We start from the raw sequence: 15,889 nt of genomic DNA on the forward strand, positions 1-15,889 counted from the left end.
GCGCGCCGTAACGTCGACGTCATGTCGGCGCAGCGATGCGGGTTAGTCCGGACGCAATATTTCGATAGTTCTCAATAGGCGGATAGTCGCGCGCAGCGTCGATCACGGATCGAGCGCGCCGCCGGTCCATCCCGCCGACGGCCGCGAACCCGTCAGCTTCAGCGCGACGTCGCCCTGCGCGACCAGCCGCTCCCGATTGCGCGTGACGATGCGTCCGGCCTGCGGCGCGACCAGCACGTACTCGCTGCCGGGCATGCCCGGATGTGCGACGATCCGTGCGATGCGCTCGCCCGCGTCGACCGTCGCACCGAGTTCGCGTTCGTATACGAGCACGCCCGACACCGGCGCGAGCACCGTCTCCATGTGCGCGATCGGCACGGCCTCGCCATGCCAGTCGTGCGCGCCGACAGGCTCCGCGATCACGCAACGGCCACGCAGGAACGCGAGCACGCCGTCGGCATCGCGCTCGGCGAGCGCGTCCGATACGTCGGATTGCCCGCGCAGCTCGACAGTCGCGACGAGCCGTTCGCGCAGGCCGCCGTTGCGCGCCCAGTGCGCGGCGATCGCACCTTCGAACGCGCCGTCGTCGTCCTCGTCCCACAGGATCGCGACGTCGACGCCGAGCGCGGCCGCGAGATCGCGGCTGGCCGGCCACAGATCGCGGTGCAGGTACAGGTACGGCAGCGCTTCGGAATCGGTATGCAGGTCGAGCACGATATCGGCACCGCACGCTGCGTCGAACAGCGTGCGCTGCCAGGCGGCGAATGTCGTCGCGGGCCGGCGAGCCGCGGCCGATTCATGGAAATGCCGGTTGAAATTGCGGTGCGTCGCATCGTGGAAGCGGCCGAGCAGCCGCCCTTGCCGGAATTGCGCAAGCCCGAGCGGGTTCGCCTGCGGCACCACCGTTACCGTGCCGCACAGCATGCCGCGATCGTGCGCCGCGCACAGCTGCGGGAGCAAGCGGTGCAGCACGAGCATGCCGGCGATCTCGTCCGCATGCACGCCGGCCTGCAGATGCACGCGCGGCCCGTCGCCGCCCGACAGCCGCCACGCGCGGATCGCGAGCGGCTGCCCGCCGTCGCCGGGCACCTGCCATGTCAGCGCCTCGATCATCGTCCGTTCTCCTTCGGATGCGGCTTGCCCATCACGACACTGCGTGCGAATCCGCGCCAAGGCTCGCGACGAATGCCGCAATGCGCTCGCATGCATCGGCCAGCTTCGCATCGTCGACGACGAAGCCGAAGCGCACGAAGCCGGATGCGGTCTCGCCGAACGCGCTCGCGTCGAGCAGCGCGACCTGCTTGGCGCGGAACAATCCCCACGTGAATGCGTGCGCGTCGAGCCCGGTGCCGCGCACGTCGACCATCATGAACATTCCGGCTTCCGGCAGCAGGCAACGCAGCCCCGGCACGTCGCGCAGGCGCGCGTAGGCCAGGTCGCGGCGGCGCCGGTACAGCTCGCGCATGTCGGCGACGATCGCGGCCTTGTTGTCGAGCGCGGTGACGGCCGCCTGCTGGATGAAGCCCGGCAGCCCGTACAGCATGCACAGCGCGAGCCGCTCCGCGTGCTCGATCAGCTCGGCCGGGCCGATCGCCCAGCCGACCCGCCAGCCGGGCATCGCATGCGATTTCGACAGGCTGCCGATCGTCACCGTGCGCGCGGCCATCCCCGGCAGCGACGCGATGCTGACCAGGTCGCGCTCGAACGTCAGTTCCGCATAGACCTCGTCGGACACGACCCACAGATCCCGCTCGCAGGCGAGCCGCGCGATGCGTTCGAGATCGGCTCGAGGTAAGACGACGCCGGTCGGGTTGCAGGGTGTCGCGAAGAAGATCGCCTTCGTGCGCGGCGTCACGGCCGCCTCGAGCGCGTCGAAGTCGAGATGAAAGCCGCGCGACGCATCGACCGGCACGGGTACGAGCGTCGCGCCCGACGCGCGCACGCTCGCTTCGTACGTCAGGTACATCGGCTCCGGCACGATCACCTCGTCACCCGTCTCGCACAGGCACATCGCCATCGCGAACAGCGCGTTCTGCGCGCCGGCCGTCACGATCACGTGCTCGGCACCGACGGCCTGCCCGGACGCCTTCGCATGCTCCCGCGCGATCGCCGCGCGCAGCTCTGCACGGCCGCGCACCTCGCTGTAGTGCGTATCGCCGCCGCGCAGCGCGGTCACCGCGCGCTCGACGATCACGTCGGGCGTCGCGAAATCCGGATCGCCGACGCTCAGGATGATCGCCGGCTCGCCCGCCGCGACGGCCGCCTGTGCCGCGTAATGAATGTCCCATGCAGTCGTGCGCTTGCCCTGCAGGCGATCGACCAGCTTCGAATAGTTCATGCGTTCTCCGTCGCGCGGCGTCCGAGCGGCCGCCGCATCTTCAAGGGTTCGTTCACCGCGGCATGCGTACCGGCACACGCCGCTCGAGCCGGCCGAACGCGCGTTCGATCACGAACGCGAGCACGACATAGATCGCGGCGATCGCCAGCAGCGGCTCGTAGGTCCGCAGCGTCTGCGCGCGGATGTAGTTCGCGGCGCCGAGCACGTCCATCACCGCGACCGTCGACGCGAGCGCGGTCGATTTCAGCAGCATCACCGTCTCGCCCGCGAGCGTCGGCAGCAGGATCTGGATCGCGCGCGGCAGCCACACGCGCCGCGCGATCATCGACGGGCGCATCCCCATCGCGCGCGCCGCCTCGATCTCGCCCTTCGGTACGCCGCGCAGGCCCGCGCGCAATACCTCGCCGACATACGCGCCGACGCTGATCACCAGCGCGAACGCGACATACCAGAAGCCGTCGCGCAGGAACGGCCACAGCACGCTGTCGCGCAGCGCGGGCCAGCCGGCGAACAGCGAGCCGACGCCGTAGTAGATCAGGTAGATCTGCACGAGCAGCGGCGTGCCGCGTATCACTTCGGTGAACGCCTTGCTGACGCGCGCGACGACCGGGTTGCCCGACAGCCGCGCGAACGCGACGACGATCGCGAGCGCGAAGCCGAACACGGCCGAGATGACGAGCAGCTTGACGGTGGTCAGCACGCCAATCAGCAGCAGCGATCCGTAGGAAGACAGTACGCTCAGATCCATGACGTTGATCCGGTTCGGTCGAAAAAGACGTGAGAAGACCCGGCGTGGCTCACGATGCCGGCATCCAGCGGCCGAAACGCCGCTCGATCTCGCGAAACAGCATGCCGGACAACGACGTGATCGCGAAGTACACGGCCGCGACCATCAGGTAGTAGTGCATGTACTCGCGCGTCGACCCGGCCGCCTGCTTCGCGGTGTAGAGCAGCTCGCTGTAGCCGACCACGCTGATCAGCGCACTGTCTTTCACGAGAATCAGCCACAGGTTCGTGAAGCCGGCCAGCGCATACGGCGCCATCGCCGGCAACGTCACGCGGCGGAACACGAGCGACGGCGGCGCGCCGAATGCGCGCGCCGCCTCGATCTGCCCGTACGGGATCGCGAGGATCGCGCCGCGGATGATCTCGGCCGCATACGCGCCCTGCACGATGCCGAGCACGATCACTGCCGCCGCGAAGCCGTTGACCGCGACCGGCCCGGCACCGACCGCCGTCATCAGCAGGTTGATGGCATCGGTGCCCGCGTAATAGAGCAGCAGGATCAGCAGCAGCTCGGGCACCGCGCGGCACAGCGTCGTGTAGCCCTGCGCGAGCCGCTCCAGCACGCGCACGCCGGACAGCTTCGCGGCCGCACCCAGCAGCCCGAGCACGATGCCGACGACGAACGCGCCGAGCGAAATCTCGAGCGTCACGCCGGCGCCCTGCAAGAGCGCGACGCCCCAGCCGTCCGGGTCCATGCCCAGGTAGCTCACCCATCCCCAACCGTCCATGCCGCCTCCTCGTCCGTGCGTGACGCCCGTGTGCGCTCGATCAGTGCGGCCAGAGGTCGATCGGGAAATACTTCTTCGCGATCTGTGCGTACTTGCCCGATGCATGCAGTTGCTCGAGCGCCTGGTCCATCTGCTGCTTGAGCGGTGCATCGGCCTTGCGCATCCCCGCGCCGACACCGTAGCCGAAGATCGCCGGGTCCATCTTCACGCTGCCGGGGCCCTTCAGCTCGAACGCCGAACCGTCCTTCGACTTCAGGAAATCGAGGATGCCGAGCTGGTCGAGATACATCGTGTCGATGCGGCCGGCGACGAGGTCGGCGTTGCAGTCATCCTGCGTGTTGTACAGGCGCACCGTCGCGGACTTGCCGTAGGCCATCTTGATGAACTCGGCGTTCGCGGTCGAACCCTGCACGCCGATCACCTTGCCCTTCAGCCCGTCCGGCGTCAGCGTGAGCTTCTGGTTCTTCGCGCCGACGAAGGTGCCCGGCGTCTCGTAATACGGCCGCGAGAACGCGATCACCTTCTGGCGCTCCGGCGTAATCGACATCGAGTTGAAGATCACGTCGATCTTGTCGCTGAGCAGCGCCGGGATGATGCCGTCCCACGCGACTTCCTTGATCTCGCACTTCGCCTTCATCTGGTCGCACAGCGCGCGGATCAGGTCGGCCTCGAAGCCGCTCCACTGGCCCGTCGGGCTCTTCATCAGGAACGGCGGATAGGGTTCGGCCGCGACCCCGAAGCGCAGCACGCCCGACGACGCGTGCGCGGAACCGAACGGCGCGAGCGCCGCGAGGACGAGACTCAACAGGCACAGCAGACTGCGTGCGACACGTTTCATGGTCGGACTCCTTGCGGGAAAGATAGGGATCGGGGCAGCCGGCCGCGCGGGCACGCGCGGATCGCCCCCACGGTTCAGTGGCGTTGCCGATGCGCGTTGACGAACTGGCGGCAGCGTTCGCTCTGCGGCGCGTCGAAGATCTCGGCCGGCGTGCCGCTCTCCTCGACGCGCCCTTCGTGCAGGAACAGCACCTTGTTCGACACGTCGCGCGCGAACGCCATTTCGTGCGTGACGAGAATCATCGTGCGGCCTTCGCACGCGAGATCGCGAATCACCTTCAGCACTTCGCCGACGCGTTCGGGATCGAGCGCGGACGTCGGCTCGTCGAACAGCATCACCCTGGGCCGCATCGCCAGCGCGCGCGCAATCGCGACGCGCTGCTGCTGGCCGCCGGACAGGAACGCGGGATAGACGTTGCGCTTGTCGGCAAGGCCGACGCGTTCGAGCAGCTGCTCGGCGCGCGCGATCGCTTCGGCGCGCGGTTCGCGCAGCACGTGCACGGGCATCTCGATCACGTTCTCGAGCACCGTGCGGTGCGCCCACAGGTTGAAGCTCTGGAACACCATCCCGAGCCGCGTGCGAATGCGCTCGACCTGGCGCGGATCGGTCGGCACCGTGCGACCCTTGCGGTCGACCTTCAGGCCGATCTCCTCGCCGTCGACCACGATGCGTCCGCGGGTCGGCGTCTCCAGCAGGTTGATGCAGCGAAGCAGCGTGCTCTTGCCCGAGCCGCTCGCGCCGATCAGCGAGATCACTTCGCCTTCGCGCGCGCTCAGCGACACGCCCTTCAACACCTCCAGCTCGCCGAACCGCTTGTGCAGGTCCGTCACCTGCACGCGCGCCTCGACGGCCGCCTTCACGCTCTCCACCCGCGCCAACATGCTGTCTCCTGTGTCGAATTCTCACGCCCGTCCCGTGCGGGATCGCAGCGTCTTGTTGAATGGCCGACCAACCTCATGCGGAGTCGAGTATAGGCGCTGTTGAACGGTGGTTCAACAGATTTCAATCATCCGGAAGCAAGGGTTTTCGCGGGTTCCGCACCGCTTTCGATGGTGTAATTGAACAAGCGTCCGACACTCCCCTATAATCGGTGCCATGACGATTCCGTAAGGTCACTCCGTGAAAAAGACTCCTGGCAGCGCACCGGTTCAGACCCGCGGCCGCGGTATCCGCGAAACGCCCGCGGTGCGGCAGCAATCGATCATCGACGCGACGATGCGCTGTATCGCGCGCTACAGCTATTCGGAAACCACGATCGACCGCATCTGCGCGGAAGCGAAGGTGTCGCGCGGGCTGATCAACCATCACTTCCAGTCGAAAGACGAACTGATGGCGCAGACCTACAAGCGGCTCGCGGCCGACCTGCTCGACGTGTCGCGCGCGGCGGCCGCGAACGCGACCGGCCCCGAGGACAAGCTCGACGCGATCATCAGGGTGTGTTTCGCCGCGCCGGTGTTCGCGCCGAAGAACGTGAAGGTGTGGCTCGGCTTCTGGAGTGTCGCCCACAGCGACCCGGTGATCCGCAAGGCGCACAAGGAGCTGTACGCCGGCTACCGGCAAGCCCTGAAGAAACTGTTCGACCAGATCGCGGAAGTGCGTGGCGGGACCGTCGACAGCGATCTCGCCGCGCTGACGCTGACGGCCGTGATCGACGGGTTCTGGCTCGAGCTTGCGCGCGACCCGACGTCCTTTACCGCGGAAGACGCGCTGGCGAGCTGCCTGCGCGTCGTCGATACGTTCCTGCCGCCGCCGAAGACGGCCCGCAAGCGCGCGTAACGCGGCGCGCCGGCGACATGGCGCAGCATCGCCGCCGGCAACCCGGCGGCGCACACGACGGCCTCGCATGGCGAGGCCGTTCGCGTTTTCAGCGCGCGCGAATCTCGATCAGATACGGCGCGTCATGCGCCGCCGCTTCGCTGAGCGCCCCGGCCAGCGAAGCGCCCTCTTCGACGCGTTGCGCGCCCCATCCATACGCCCGTGCGATCGCGACGAAATCCGGCGTATGCAGATCCACGCCGACCGGCTCGACCCCGCCGTCGACCATCGCGCGCTTGATTTCCCCGTATCCGCCATTGTTCAGCAGCACGACGATCACGCGCGCACGATGCTGCACCGCCGTGCCGAGCTCCGCGAGCGTGTACTGGAATCCGCCATCGCCGGCGAGGCAGACCACCGGCCGCGACGCATCGCCGAGGCTCGCGCCGACGGCGGCCGGCAGCCCGTAGCCGAGCGAGCCGAACCCGACCGACGCGTTGAACCAGCTGCGCGGGCGCGGCGCCGCGAAGCCGACGTTGCCCGCGTAGACGATGCGCGTCGAATCCCCGACGATCGCCGCATCGGGCAGCGTGTCGCGCACGCTGTCGAGCAGCGCGAGATCGCGGCGCATTTCGTCGTTCAGTTCCTGTCGCGCCGCCGCACGGCACCTAGTCGCGCGTTCGATGCCGTCGCGATCCGCATGGGCGCCCGCGTCGCCGGGCCACACGCGCCGCAGCGCGCGCAGGGTTTCGCCGACGTCGCCGAGCAACGGCAGCGCGGGCACCGCATTGCGGCACAGCTGCTGTGGATCGATGTCGATCCGCACGAGCGGCGCGGGCATCGAGAAACTGCGCGTCGCATACAGGTCGTAATCGGTCGGCCCGAGCTCGGTGCCGAGCGCGACGATCAGGTCGCTGTCGCGCATCAGTGCGCGCACCGCGTCGCTCGACGCCGACCACGCGATGCCGAGCGGATGCGCGGGCGGCAGCACGCCACGACCGTTGATCGTCATCACGACCGGCGCATCGAGTGCTTCGGCGAGCCACCGCACGTCGTCGGACGCGTCGAGCGCGCCGCCGCCCGCGAGGATCAGCGGCGCGCGCGCGGCAGCCGCCTTCGCGCGCAGCGCGTCGATGCCGTCGGCCGATGCAGGACCGGGTGCGATGCGCGGCGGCGCCGCCGGCACGGGCGGCAACGTGTCGGCCGGCGCCGCGAGCACGTCGAGCGGGATCTGGAGGTGCACCGGGCGCGGCCGGCCGCCCGAGAACACCGCGAACGCGCGCGCGATCGCCTGCGGCAGTGCGTCGGCGCGCGGCACCGTGTAGCTGAACGCGGCAACGTTCCCGGCAAACGCGTGCTGGTCCGGCAGCTCGTGCAGATGGCCATTGCCCGAGCCGATATCGCCGGACGCGTTGACGCTCGAGATCACCAGCATCGGAATCGAATCCGCAAACGCCTGCGCCATCGACGTCGCGATGTTCGTCATCCCGGGTCCGGTGATCACGAAGCACACGCCGGGCTTGCCGGTCGCGCGCGCATAGCCGTCCGCCATGAAGCCGAGGCCCTGCTCGTGGCGCGCGCTCACGTGACGCAGCGTGCTGCCAGCCAGCCCGCGATACAGCTCGATCGTGTGCACGCCGGGAATGCCGAACACCGTATCGACGCCGTAGGCGGCGAGCAGGTCGACGAGATACATGCCAACTGTTTTCATTTCGCTTCCATCGTTCAGGACAGGTTTCTGGATCGTTCGCCAAGCGGCGAAGCCGTCAGTGCGCGAGCCCCGGCAGCAGTTCGCGTACGCCTTGCGCGAGCATCTGGAACGCGATCGCGGTCAGCACGATGCCCGACAGCCGCTCGACGAGCGTCCTGCCGATCTCCCCGAGCCGCCGGCACCACGACGCCGAGCACGCATACGTGAGCCCGATCACGCCCGCATGCAGCACGCAGGCCGCGCTCAGCGCGAGCAGGTCGGACGGCGTATGAAAGCGCGTCGCGGTCGTGATCACGAGCGACATCACCGCGCTGCCGATCGACAGCGGGAAGATCAGCGGCACGGCAATGTAGTTGCGCCATTGCGCGTACTCGAGCCGCGTGTCGCCGCCGCTGCGTTCGTCGTTCGCCGTGCCGCGCATCATCGGAATCGACCACAGGCACAGCACGAGGCCGCCCGTCAGCGTCAGCGCGCCGAGCGTGAGGCCGAGCATGCGCAGCAGGAACTGCCCGCCCCATACCGCGCCGACCATCAGCGCCGCGATCCACGCGAACAGCCTGAATGCGATCTGTCGCTGCGTCACGTCGGGAAAATGCCCGGTAACGGCCGCGTACATCGGGATCGCGACCGGCGGACAGAACAGCGTCAGCAGGCCGGTCAGGAACAGCAGCACGTCGCTCGACGTCAGGGTCATCGTTCGAACTCGGATGCGGTCGGGTGGTTGAGAGGCGTATCGGCATCGTGGCCGGGTGTCGCGATCAGTCCAGCGCGGCTTCCTGCGGCGCGCGCTCGCGCGGCCGCATGTCGCCGTCGAAGTCGTCGAGCGTCGGAAACGCCATCGGTTCGAACCGATCGAGCTGCGCGAGATGGCCGGCGTAACGGTCGAGCACGGCCGCGCGCTCGGTATCGCCGATATACGGCACGTGATAGCCGACGAACGACGGCAGCACGTCGAAGCCCGCATAGCCGAGCGTGCCGCGCAGCACGTGGCGCAGCATCAGGTCCATTTCGCCATGCACGCCGTCCGCGCCGAACATGTAGTCGCGGCCGCCGCACGTATAGGCGAGCAGCGCGCGCTTGCCGCGCATCCCGCCGCGATCGTAGAAGCGCACGCCGCCGTATACCTTGCCCGACACGAGCACGCGGTCGATCCAGCCCTTCATGATCGCCGGCACCGAGCACCAGAACAGCGGGAAGCTCAGGATCAGCAGGTCGCACGCGGCGAGCTTGTCGAGTTCCGCGGCGATGTCCGGCGCGATCGCGTGCGCGGCGACGTTCTCGCGCTGCTCCAGCGCGTAGACGAGATAGTCGGGGTTCTTGCGCACGCCGAAATCGGCCGGGCTCGCAACCGGATTCCACTGCATCGCGTACAGGTCGGACACCGTCACGGTGTGCCCCTGCGCTTCTAGCGTACTCACTGCGCGGTGCAGCATCGACGTGGTGAACGACTGCGGTTCGGGATGGGCGTGGACGATCAGGACTTTCATGATGCGATTTTTCTCCGCAACGTAACGTCGAAGGGGTGAACTCACACGGCCCCGGCCGCGCGCTTGCGCAGCAGCGACAGGCCGATCGCGACGCAGGTCGCGGCGAGCAGCAGCGTGGACACCGACGCGATCGCCGGATCGACGTTCTCGCGCATCCCGTCCCACATGCGGCGCGGCAGTGTGTACACGCTCCGGCTCGAGATGAACAGCGTGACGACCAGCTCGTCCCACGACAGGATGAACGCGAACACCGCCGCCGACAGCACGCCCGGCCGGATCGACGGCAGGATCACGTAGCGCAGCGTCTGCGCGAGGTTCGCGCCGAGGCTGCGCGACGCCTGCTCGATCCGCAAGCCGACCATCGCGAGCGACGCAGACACGGCCACCACCACGTAAGGCACCGACAGCACGACGTGCGACAGGATCACGGCCGGAAGGCTGTCGAGCATCCCGAGCTCGCCCCACAGCCGATAGAACGCGAGCGCCGACACGATCGGCGGCACGATCAGCGGAAACAGGATCACGCCGCGCACGAATTCGCCGCGCCGCGACGCGACCTTCCACAGCCCGATCGCGCACAGCGTGCCGAGCGTGACCGAGATCGTCGACGACGCCAGCGCGATCAGCCCGCTCTGGAGAAAGCTCGACACCCAGCCGTCGTCGTCGAGCAGCACGCCGTAGTGCCGCAACGACAGCGCGCCGTCCGGCATCGACAGGTAGTCGCTCGGCGTCAGCGATACGGGCACCGACACGAGCAGCGGCAGCATCAGGAACAGGATCGCGGCCCACGCGACACCGACCACCAGCGCGCGCCCTGCGGTCATGCGGTTCTTCATCGGTTCGTCCTCCGTTCGAATCAGCGCGCGCCGAACAGCTCGCGCAGGTCGACGAAACGCGCGAGCAGCGCGAGCGCAGCCAGGATCGACGCCAGCAGCAGCGACGCGAGCGCCGCCCCGCTGCCCCAGTTCACGAGCTGCAGGATCTGCGTGCTGATGTACTCGGCGATCATCACCGTGCGGCCGCCGCCGAGAATCACCGGCGTCACGTAGAAACCGAGCGAGAAGATGAACACGAGGATCGCCGCGCCGACGATGCCCGGCCGCGTCTGCGGGAAATACACCTTGCGGAACGTGACGAACGCGCCCGCGCCGAGCCCCTGCGACGCACGCGCGAGCTGCGGGTCGATGCCCTTCATGTTCGCGTACAGCGGCAGCACCGCATACGGAATCATGAAGTGGATCATCCCGATCACGACGCCGATCTCGTTGCGCATCAGCGGCAGCGGCGCGTCGATCAGCCCGACGCGCATCAGCAGCGTGTTGACGAGCCCCTGCTCGCCGAGCAGGAACAGCCACGAGAACGCACGCACCAGCACCGACGCCCAGAACGGCACGAGCAACCCGAACATCAGCGCCATCCGCTGACGCGGGCCGACGTGCGCCATCGCATAGGCGATCGCGTAGCCGAGCGCGACCGAAAAGACCGTTGTGACCGCGCACACACGCAGCGTCGTCCACAGCACGCGGCGCACGCCGTGGTTCTCCAGCAGCCGCGCGTAGTTCTGCAGGCCGGGCTCCGGCACCGTGAAGCCGAGCCACAGCACGCGCACGAGCGGAACCACGTACAGCACGATCAGCACCGCGAGCAGCGGCACGACGAGCAGCCAGTAGCGGTCGGCCTTCGCACGGCCGAGCGGGACGGTGCCCGCGGCGGGAGTAGACAGGGTAGTCATGACGTCACGCTCACGAGGCGGCGGCTCAGGACGACATCAGGTCGGTGTACTGCGCGAGCGTCGCTTCGTAGTGCTGCGCCCACCATTCGGGATTCACCTTGCACTGCTTCGCCCAGTTCTCGGGCGTGCCGGGATTGTCGGCGCGCAGCGCCTGCGGCACCGCGGCGGTCGCGGCCGGCGTCACCGGCCCGTTGCCGAGCAGCGACAGCAGGCGCACCTGCGGCTCGACACCCTGCACGAACTTGATGAACTGCCACACGGCGTCGCCCGACGGGTTGTTCTTCGGCACGCCCCACACGTCGCACGACGCGAGCCCCTGCTCCCACGTATAGCGGAACCGGCCGTTGCTCTCGCGCTGGATCACGTTCGCGCGCGTATGCCAGATGCACGCCATGCTGACTTCGCCGTTGCGCAGCAGCTGCAGGCTGTCCGCGCCCGAATCCCACAGCAGCACGTTCGAGCGCAGCTCCTTCAGCTTCTTCAGCGCGCGCGGCACGTCGATCGGGTAGACCTTGTCCTTGTCGACGCCGTCGGCCATCAGCGCGGCTTCGAGCGCGCCGCCCATCCACTTCCACAGCCCGCGCTTGCCCGGAAACTTGCCGACGTTCCAGAAATCGGCCCAGTTCTTCGGCGGATTCGCGCCGAACTTGCGCGCGTCGTAGACGAGCACGTAGCTCAGCAGGTACGACGGCACGCCGAAATCCGACCCGAGTCCAGGCAGCGCGTTGCGGCCCACGACCGAGTAGTCGATCGGCCGCAGGAAGCCCTGCTTGCCGAGCTTGATCGCCGCGAAGCCGTCGAGATCCATCACGTCCCAGATCACGTTCCTGTTCTCGACCATCGCCTTGATCTTGCCGTCCTCCGGCGACGAGTCGTAACCCATCCTGATCCCGCTCGCCTTCGTGAACGGATCCATGTATGCGGAACGGAACGCCGAACGCGCTTCGCCGCCCCATGCGCTGAGCACGATTTCCTTCGGGTTCGACGCCAGCGCGTCTTTCGCGCCGAGCGACAGCAGCGTCGGCGCGATGCCGGCCGCCGCGCACAGCCGCAGGAAATCGCGGCGGCGCTGCGAGGTCACGGGTTGCAGCTCGCGTGCTTGGTCAAGCAGGTCCTGCAGATGGCGGTTCGTCATGGTGTCTCCTCCAGGCTGGACAGCGCCCGCACGCATCTCGTCGTTGTCGGGCACGGTGAATCGGCCGGCGACGACGGCAGGCGCCGCGTCGCGCGGGATGCAGCGTTCGCCGCGTCAGTCGGCCGCGATCCGGCAGGTCGCGTCGCGCTCCCACTGCACGAACACGTCCATGCCGGTGCGCGGCGACGCGAGCCCTCGCCACGCGGGCACGTCCGCCGTCATGCAGCCGAGCGCCGACGTCTCGATCTCGAAGCGGTACGACGAACCGAAATAGCTCCAATGACGGATGCGGCCGGCCACTTCGTTGTGTGCGCCGCCGCACGACGTCGCCGACACGGCGATCTTCTCGGGGCGCAGCGCGAACAGCAGCGTGTCGTCGGCGCGCGCGCCGCACGCGGGCGCGACGAACCGCGTATCGCCGACGCGATAGTGCGTGGTGGCCGCATCGCCGCCGAGCGCCACGCCTTCGATGAAGTTGCTCTTGCCGAGGAAATCCGCGACGAAGCGGTTCGCCGGCTGTTCGTACAGCCCGTCCGGCGTGCCGATCTGTTCGAGCCGGCCGTCGCGCATGATCGCGATCCGGTCCGACATCGACAGCGCTTCCTCCTGGTCGTGCGTGACGAACAGAAACGTTGCCCCGAGCCGTTCGTGCAGCGCCTTCAGTTCAACCTGCACCTCGCCGCGCAGCTTGCGGTCGAGCGCGCCAAGCGGTTCGTCGAGCAGCACGAGATCGGGATCGAACACCAGTGCGCGCGCGATCGCGACGCGTTGCTGCTGGCCACCCGACAGCTGGCGCGGCAGGCGATCCGCGAGATGGCCGAGCCGCACGAGATCGAGCGCGGCCTTCACGCGCTTCACCGCGTCGGGCCCCTTCTGCTTGCGCACCATCAGCGGATACGCGACGTTCTGTTCGACCGTCATATGCGGAAACAACGCATAGCCCTGGAACACCATCCCGAAGTTGCGCTTCTCCGGCGGCAACGCGACGATGCTGCGGCCGCCCACGCGCAGGTCGCCGGTGGTCGGATGCTCGAAGCCCGCGACGATCGTCAGCAGCGTCGTCTTGCCGGAACCCGACGGCCCGAGGATCGTCAGGAATTCGCCGCGCGGAATCTCGATCGACGTTTCCCGCAACGCATGCACGCTGCCGTAGCGCTTCGACACGCGATCGATCTGCAGGCCTGCGCCGCTCGCGATGCGCCCCGCCGATGCGGTGCGTGCCACATGCGCCCCGGCCCTTCCCTCCTCCACACCTGCCGACGTCTCCATCACCACGCTCATCGTGTGTCTCCTGGTCGACTCACAATTGGGTTGAACGTTCATTTAACAGAACTTATACTATGCCGAAATGCGGTCCGCAAGTAGCGGCGACCCTTGCCGGCTCTGACACACCCCGACACACAACAACCAGGAGACAGTGATCAGCATGAGCATCGAGGACATCCGAATCGAACGGCACGACGGCGTCGTGACCCTTCGACTGAACCGCCCGGCGAAGCGCAATTCGCTCGCGCGGCCGCATCTCGACTTTCTTCGCGAGACGCTCGACGCGCTCGCGAACGATCCGGCGGTACGCTGCGTCGTGCTGACCGGCACCGGCAGCGCCTTCTGCGCGGGCGCGGACGTCGACGAGTGGGCCGAGGCCGAGCGCAATGGCGAACTCGACACCTACGGGTGGACCGAACGCGCGCACCGTTTCGTGCAGGCGCTCGCCGCGTTTCCGCGCCCCACGATCGCCGCGTTGAATGGTTCGACGGTCGGCGCGGGCGCCGACATCGGCTTCGCGTGCGACTTCCGCATCGCGAGCACGGCCGCGACGCTGCGCTGCGGGTATACGGGCATGGGCTACAGCCCCGACATGGGCGGAAGCTGGTTCCTGCCGCGCCTCGCGCGCCCCGACGTCGTGCGCCGCTTCATCTTCCTGAACGAACGCTGGAACGCGCAGGATGCGCTCGCGGCCGGGCTCGTGTCGGAAGTCGTCGACGCCGATGCGTTCCCGGAGCATGTCGCCGCGTTCGCCGCGCGGCTCGCTCAGGGGCCGAGCGTCGCGTTCGGCCATACCAAGGCACTGCTTGCGCAGTCGCTCACGCATACCCTTGCCGAGCAACTGCGCGGCGAGCTGGCAGCCGGCGTCGCTTGCGGTCACAGCGAGGACGGCCAGGAAGCGCTTCGCGCGTCGGTCGAAGGTCGCGCACCCCATTTTGTCGGGAGATGATTGATGGATTTTTCGCTGACCCAAGAGCAGGACATGCTGGTGACGTCGCTGCGTCAGTTCGTCGAGAAGGAACTGCAGCCCCATGAATTCGCAGTCGATCGCGCGGACGACGTGCCGGCCGAACTCGCCGATTCGATCCGCCGCAAGTCGCTCGAGCTTGGCTTCTACGCGTTCAACATGCCCGAGAGCGCCGGCGGCCCGGGCCTCGACTACGTGACGCAGGCGCTGGTCGAGCGCGAGCTCGGCCGCACGAGCTGGGCGCTGCACGTGTTCGTCGCGCGGCCCAGCAAGATCCTGATGGCATGCAAGGGCGACCAGATCGAGCGCTACCTGAAGCCGGCCGTGCGCGGCGAGCGCGTCGACTGCTTCGCGCTGACCGAGCCGGGCGCGGGCTCCGACGCGATGGGCATCCGCACGCGCGCGGTGCGCGACGGCGACGACTACGTGATCAACGGCAGCAAGCACTTCATCAGCCACGCGGATACGGCCGACTTCGTGATCCTGTTCGCCGTCACCGGCGAGGAGGAAGTGCGCGGCCAGAAGCGCAAGCGCGTGACCTGCTTCCTGATCGACAAGGACACGCCGGGCATGACCGTGCGGCGTGGCCCGCACTGTACGAGCCTGCGCGGCTACCACCAGTCGGAGATCTTCCTGTCCGACTGCCGCGTGAGCGCCGCGCAGATCCTCGGCGAAGAGCATCGCGGCTTCGAGCTCGCGAACGACTGGCTCACCGCCGGCCGCGTGATGGTCGCCGCGAACAACATCGGCCGCGCGCAGCGCGCTTTCGAGATGGCCGCCGAATGGGCCGCGACGCGCCATCAGTTCGGCAAGCGCATCGGCGATTTCCAGGGCACGTCGTTCAAGCTCGCCGACATGCAGACCGAGATTCGCGCGGCGGAACTCGTCACGCTCTATACCGCGCAGAAGCTCGACCAGGGCACGATGACCGACGGCGACGCCGCGCTCGCGAAACTGCTGGCCACCGAGACGCTCGGCCGCGTAACCGATCACGCGGTGCAGATCTACGGCGGCATGGGGTTGATGGACGAACTGCCGATCGAGCGCTTCTGGCGCGATGCGCGCATCGAGCGTATCTGGGAAGGCACGTCCGAGATCCAGCGCCACATCCTGTCCAAGGAAATCCTCCGACGCTACAGCTGACGC

At 68.1% G+C, this 15,889-nt stretch carries 16 protein-coding genes; 3 read left to right on the forward strand and 13 right to left on the reverse strand.

Annotation, left to right across the window (positions count from 1 at the left end):
* Positions 1–102: 102 nt before the first annotated feature.
* The 6 genes from CFB82_RS27485 to CFB82_RS27510 form a co-directional block, all read right to left on the reverse strand.
* A complete protein-coding gene (locus tag CFB82_RS27485) occupies positions 103–1,113 on the reverse strand; it encodes a succinylglutamate desuccinylase/aspartoacylase domain-containing protein (protein WP_089486058.1) in 1,011 nt (336 codons plus the stop codon).
* A gap of 31 nt (positions 1,114–1,144) precedes the next feature.
* Positions 1,145–2,338, reverse strand: a complete 1,194-nt coding sequence (locus tag CFB82_RS27490; protein ID WP_089486059.1) for a pyridoxal phosphate-dependent aminotransferase — start codon at positions 2,336–2,338, stop codon at positions 1,145–1,147.
* Between the two features lie 52 nt (positions 2,339–2,390).
* Positions 2,391–3,086, reverse strand: coding sequence for an ABC transporter permease (locus tag CFB82_RS27495; protein ID WP_089486060.1), 696 nt, complete (start codon positions 3,084–3,086; stop codon positions 2,391–2,393).
* A 49-nt stretch (positions 3,087–3,135) separates the two neighbouring features.
* The gene (locus CFB82_RS27500) at positions 3,136–3,852 is read right to left on the reverse strand and encodes an ABC transporter permease (protein ID WP_089486061.1); all 717 of its coding nucleotides are present in this window, start codon (positions 3,850–3,852) and stop codon (positions 3,136–3,138) included.
* A gap of 40 nt (positions 3,853–3,892) precedes the next feature.
* Complete coding sequence (locus CFB82_RS27505; protein ID WP_089486062.1) at positions 3,893–4,690, reverse strand: transporter substrate-binding domain-containing protein; 798 nt, start codon at positions 4,688–4,690, stop codon at positions 3,893–3,895.
* 74 nt (positions 4,691–4,764) lie between these two features.
* Positions 4,765–5,550, reverse strand: a complete 786-nt coding sequence (locus tag CFB82_RS27510) for an ABC transporter ATP-binding protein (protein WP_373558857.1) — start codon at positions 5,548–5,550, stop codon at positions 4,765–4,767.
* A 259-nt stretch (positions 5,551–5,809) separates the two neighbouring features.
* Here CFB82_RS27510 and CFB82_RS27515 point away from each other — a divergent pair, with 259 nt between their 5' ends.
* The gene (locus CFB82_RS27515) at positions 5,810–6,466 is read left to right on the forward strand and encodes a TetR family transcriptional regulator C-terminal domain-containing protein (protein WP_256990490.1); all 657 of its coding nucleotides are present in this window, start codon (positions 5,810–5,812) and stop codon (positions 6,464–6,466) included.
* A gap of 88 nt (positions 6,467–6,554) precedes the next feature.
* On the opposite strand, the gene CFB82_RS27520 is transcribed toward CFB82_RS27515, so the two are convergent.
* From CFB82_RS27520 to CFB82_RS27550, 7 genes are all read right to left on the reverse strand, one after another.
* Positions 6,555–8,156, reverse strand: a complete 1,602-nt coding sequence (locus CFB82_RS27520; RefSeq protein WP_089486064.1) for a 5-guanidino-2-oxopentanoate decarboxylase — start codon at positions 8,154–8,156, stop codon at positions 6,555–6,557.
* 55 nt (positions 8,157–8,211) lie between these two features.
* Positions 8,212–8,850, reverse strand: coding sequence for a MarC family protein (locus CFB82_RS27525; protein WP_089486065.1), 639 nt, complete (start codon positions 8,848–8,850; stop codon positions 8,212–8,214).
* A 64-nt stretch (positions 8,851–8,914) separates the two neighbouring features.
* Positions 8,915–9,643, reverse strand: a complete 729-nt coding sequence (locus CFB82_RS27530; protein WP_089486066.1) for an NAD(P)H-dependent oxidoreductase — start codon at positions 9,641–9,643, stop codon at positions 8,915–8,917.
* Positions 9,644–9,684: 41 nt separating this feature from the next.
* Positions 9,685–10,479 carry an ABC transporter permease gene (locus tag CFB82_RS27535; RefSeq protein WP_089486067.1) on the reverse strand — a complete coding sequence of 265 codons (795 nt, stop codon included), beginning with the start codon at positions 10,477–10,479 and terminating at the stop codon, positions 9,685–9,687.
* Between the two features lie 20 nt (positions 10,480–10,499).
* Positions 10,500–11,375, reverse strand: a complete 876-nt coding sequence (locus CFB82_RS27540) for an ABC transporter permease (protein ID WP_089486068.1) — start codon at positions 11,373–11,375, stop codon at positions 10,500–10,502.
* 25 nt (positions 11,376–11,400) lie between these two features.
* Entirely contained in the window at positions 11,401–12,510 is a 1,110-nt protein-coding gene (locus CFB82_RS27545; RefSeq protein ID WP_089486069.1) for an ABC transporter substrate-binding protein, read from the reverse strand.
* Between the two features lie 114 nt (positions 12,511–12,624).
* Positions 12,625–13,791, reverse strand: coding sequence for an ABC transporter ATP-binding protein (locus tag CFB82_RS27550; protein WP_089486070.1), 1,167 nt, complete (start codon positions 13,789–13,791; stop codon positions 12,625–12,627).
* Positions 13,792–13,936: 145 nt separating this feature from the next.
* Here CFB82_RS27550 and CFB82_RS27555 point away from each other — a divergent pair, with 145 nt between their 5' ends.
* Both CFB82_RS27555 and CFB82_RS27560 read left to right on the forward strand, forming a co-directional pair.
* Positions 13,937–14,725, forward strand: a complete 789-nt coding sequence (locus CFB82_RS27555; protein WP_089486071.1) for an enoyl-CoA hydratase/isomerase family protein — start codon at positions 13,937–13,939, stop codon at positions 14,723–14,725.
* 3 nt (positions 14,726–14,728) lie between these two features.
* Positions 14,729–15,886 (forward strand): acyl-CoA dehydrogenase family protein, encoded by a 1,158-nt coding sequence (locus CFB82_RS27560; RefSeq protein WP_089427807.1) that lies wholly within the window; start codon positions 14,729–14,731, stop codon positions 15,884–15,886.
* The last annotated feature ends 3 nt before the right edge of the window (positions 15,887–15,889 follow it).

The sequence above is a fragment of the Burkholderia sp. HI2714 genome (assembly GCF_002223085.1).
GTDB lineage: Bacteria > Pseudomonadota > Gammaproteobacteria > Burkholderiales > Burkholderiaceae > Burkholderia > Burkholderia lata_D.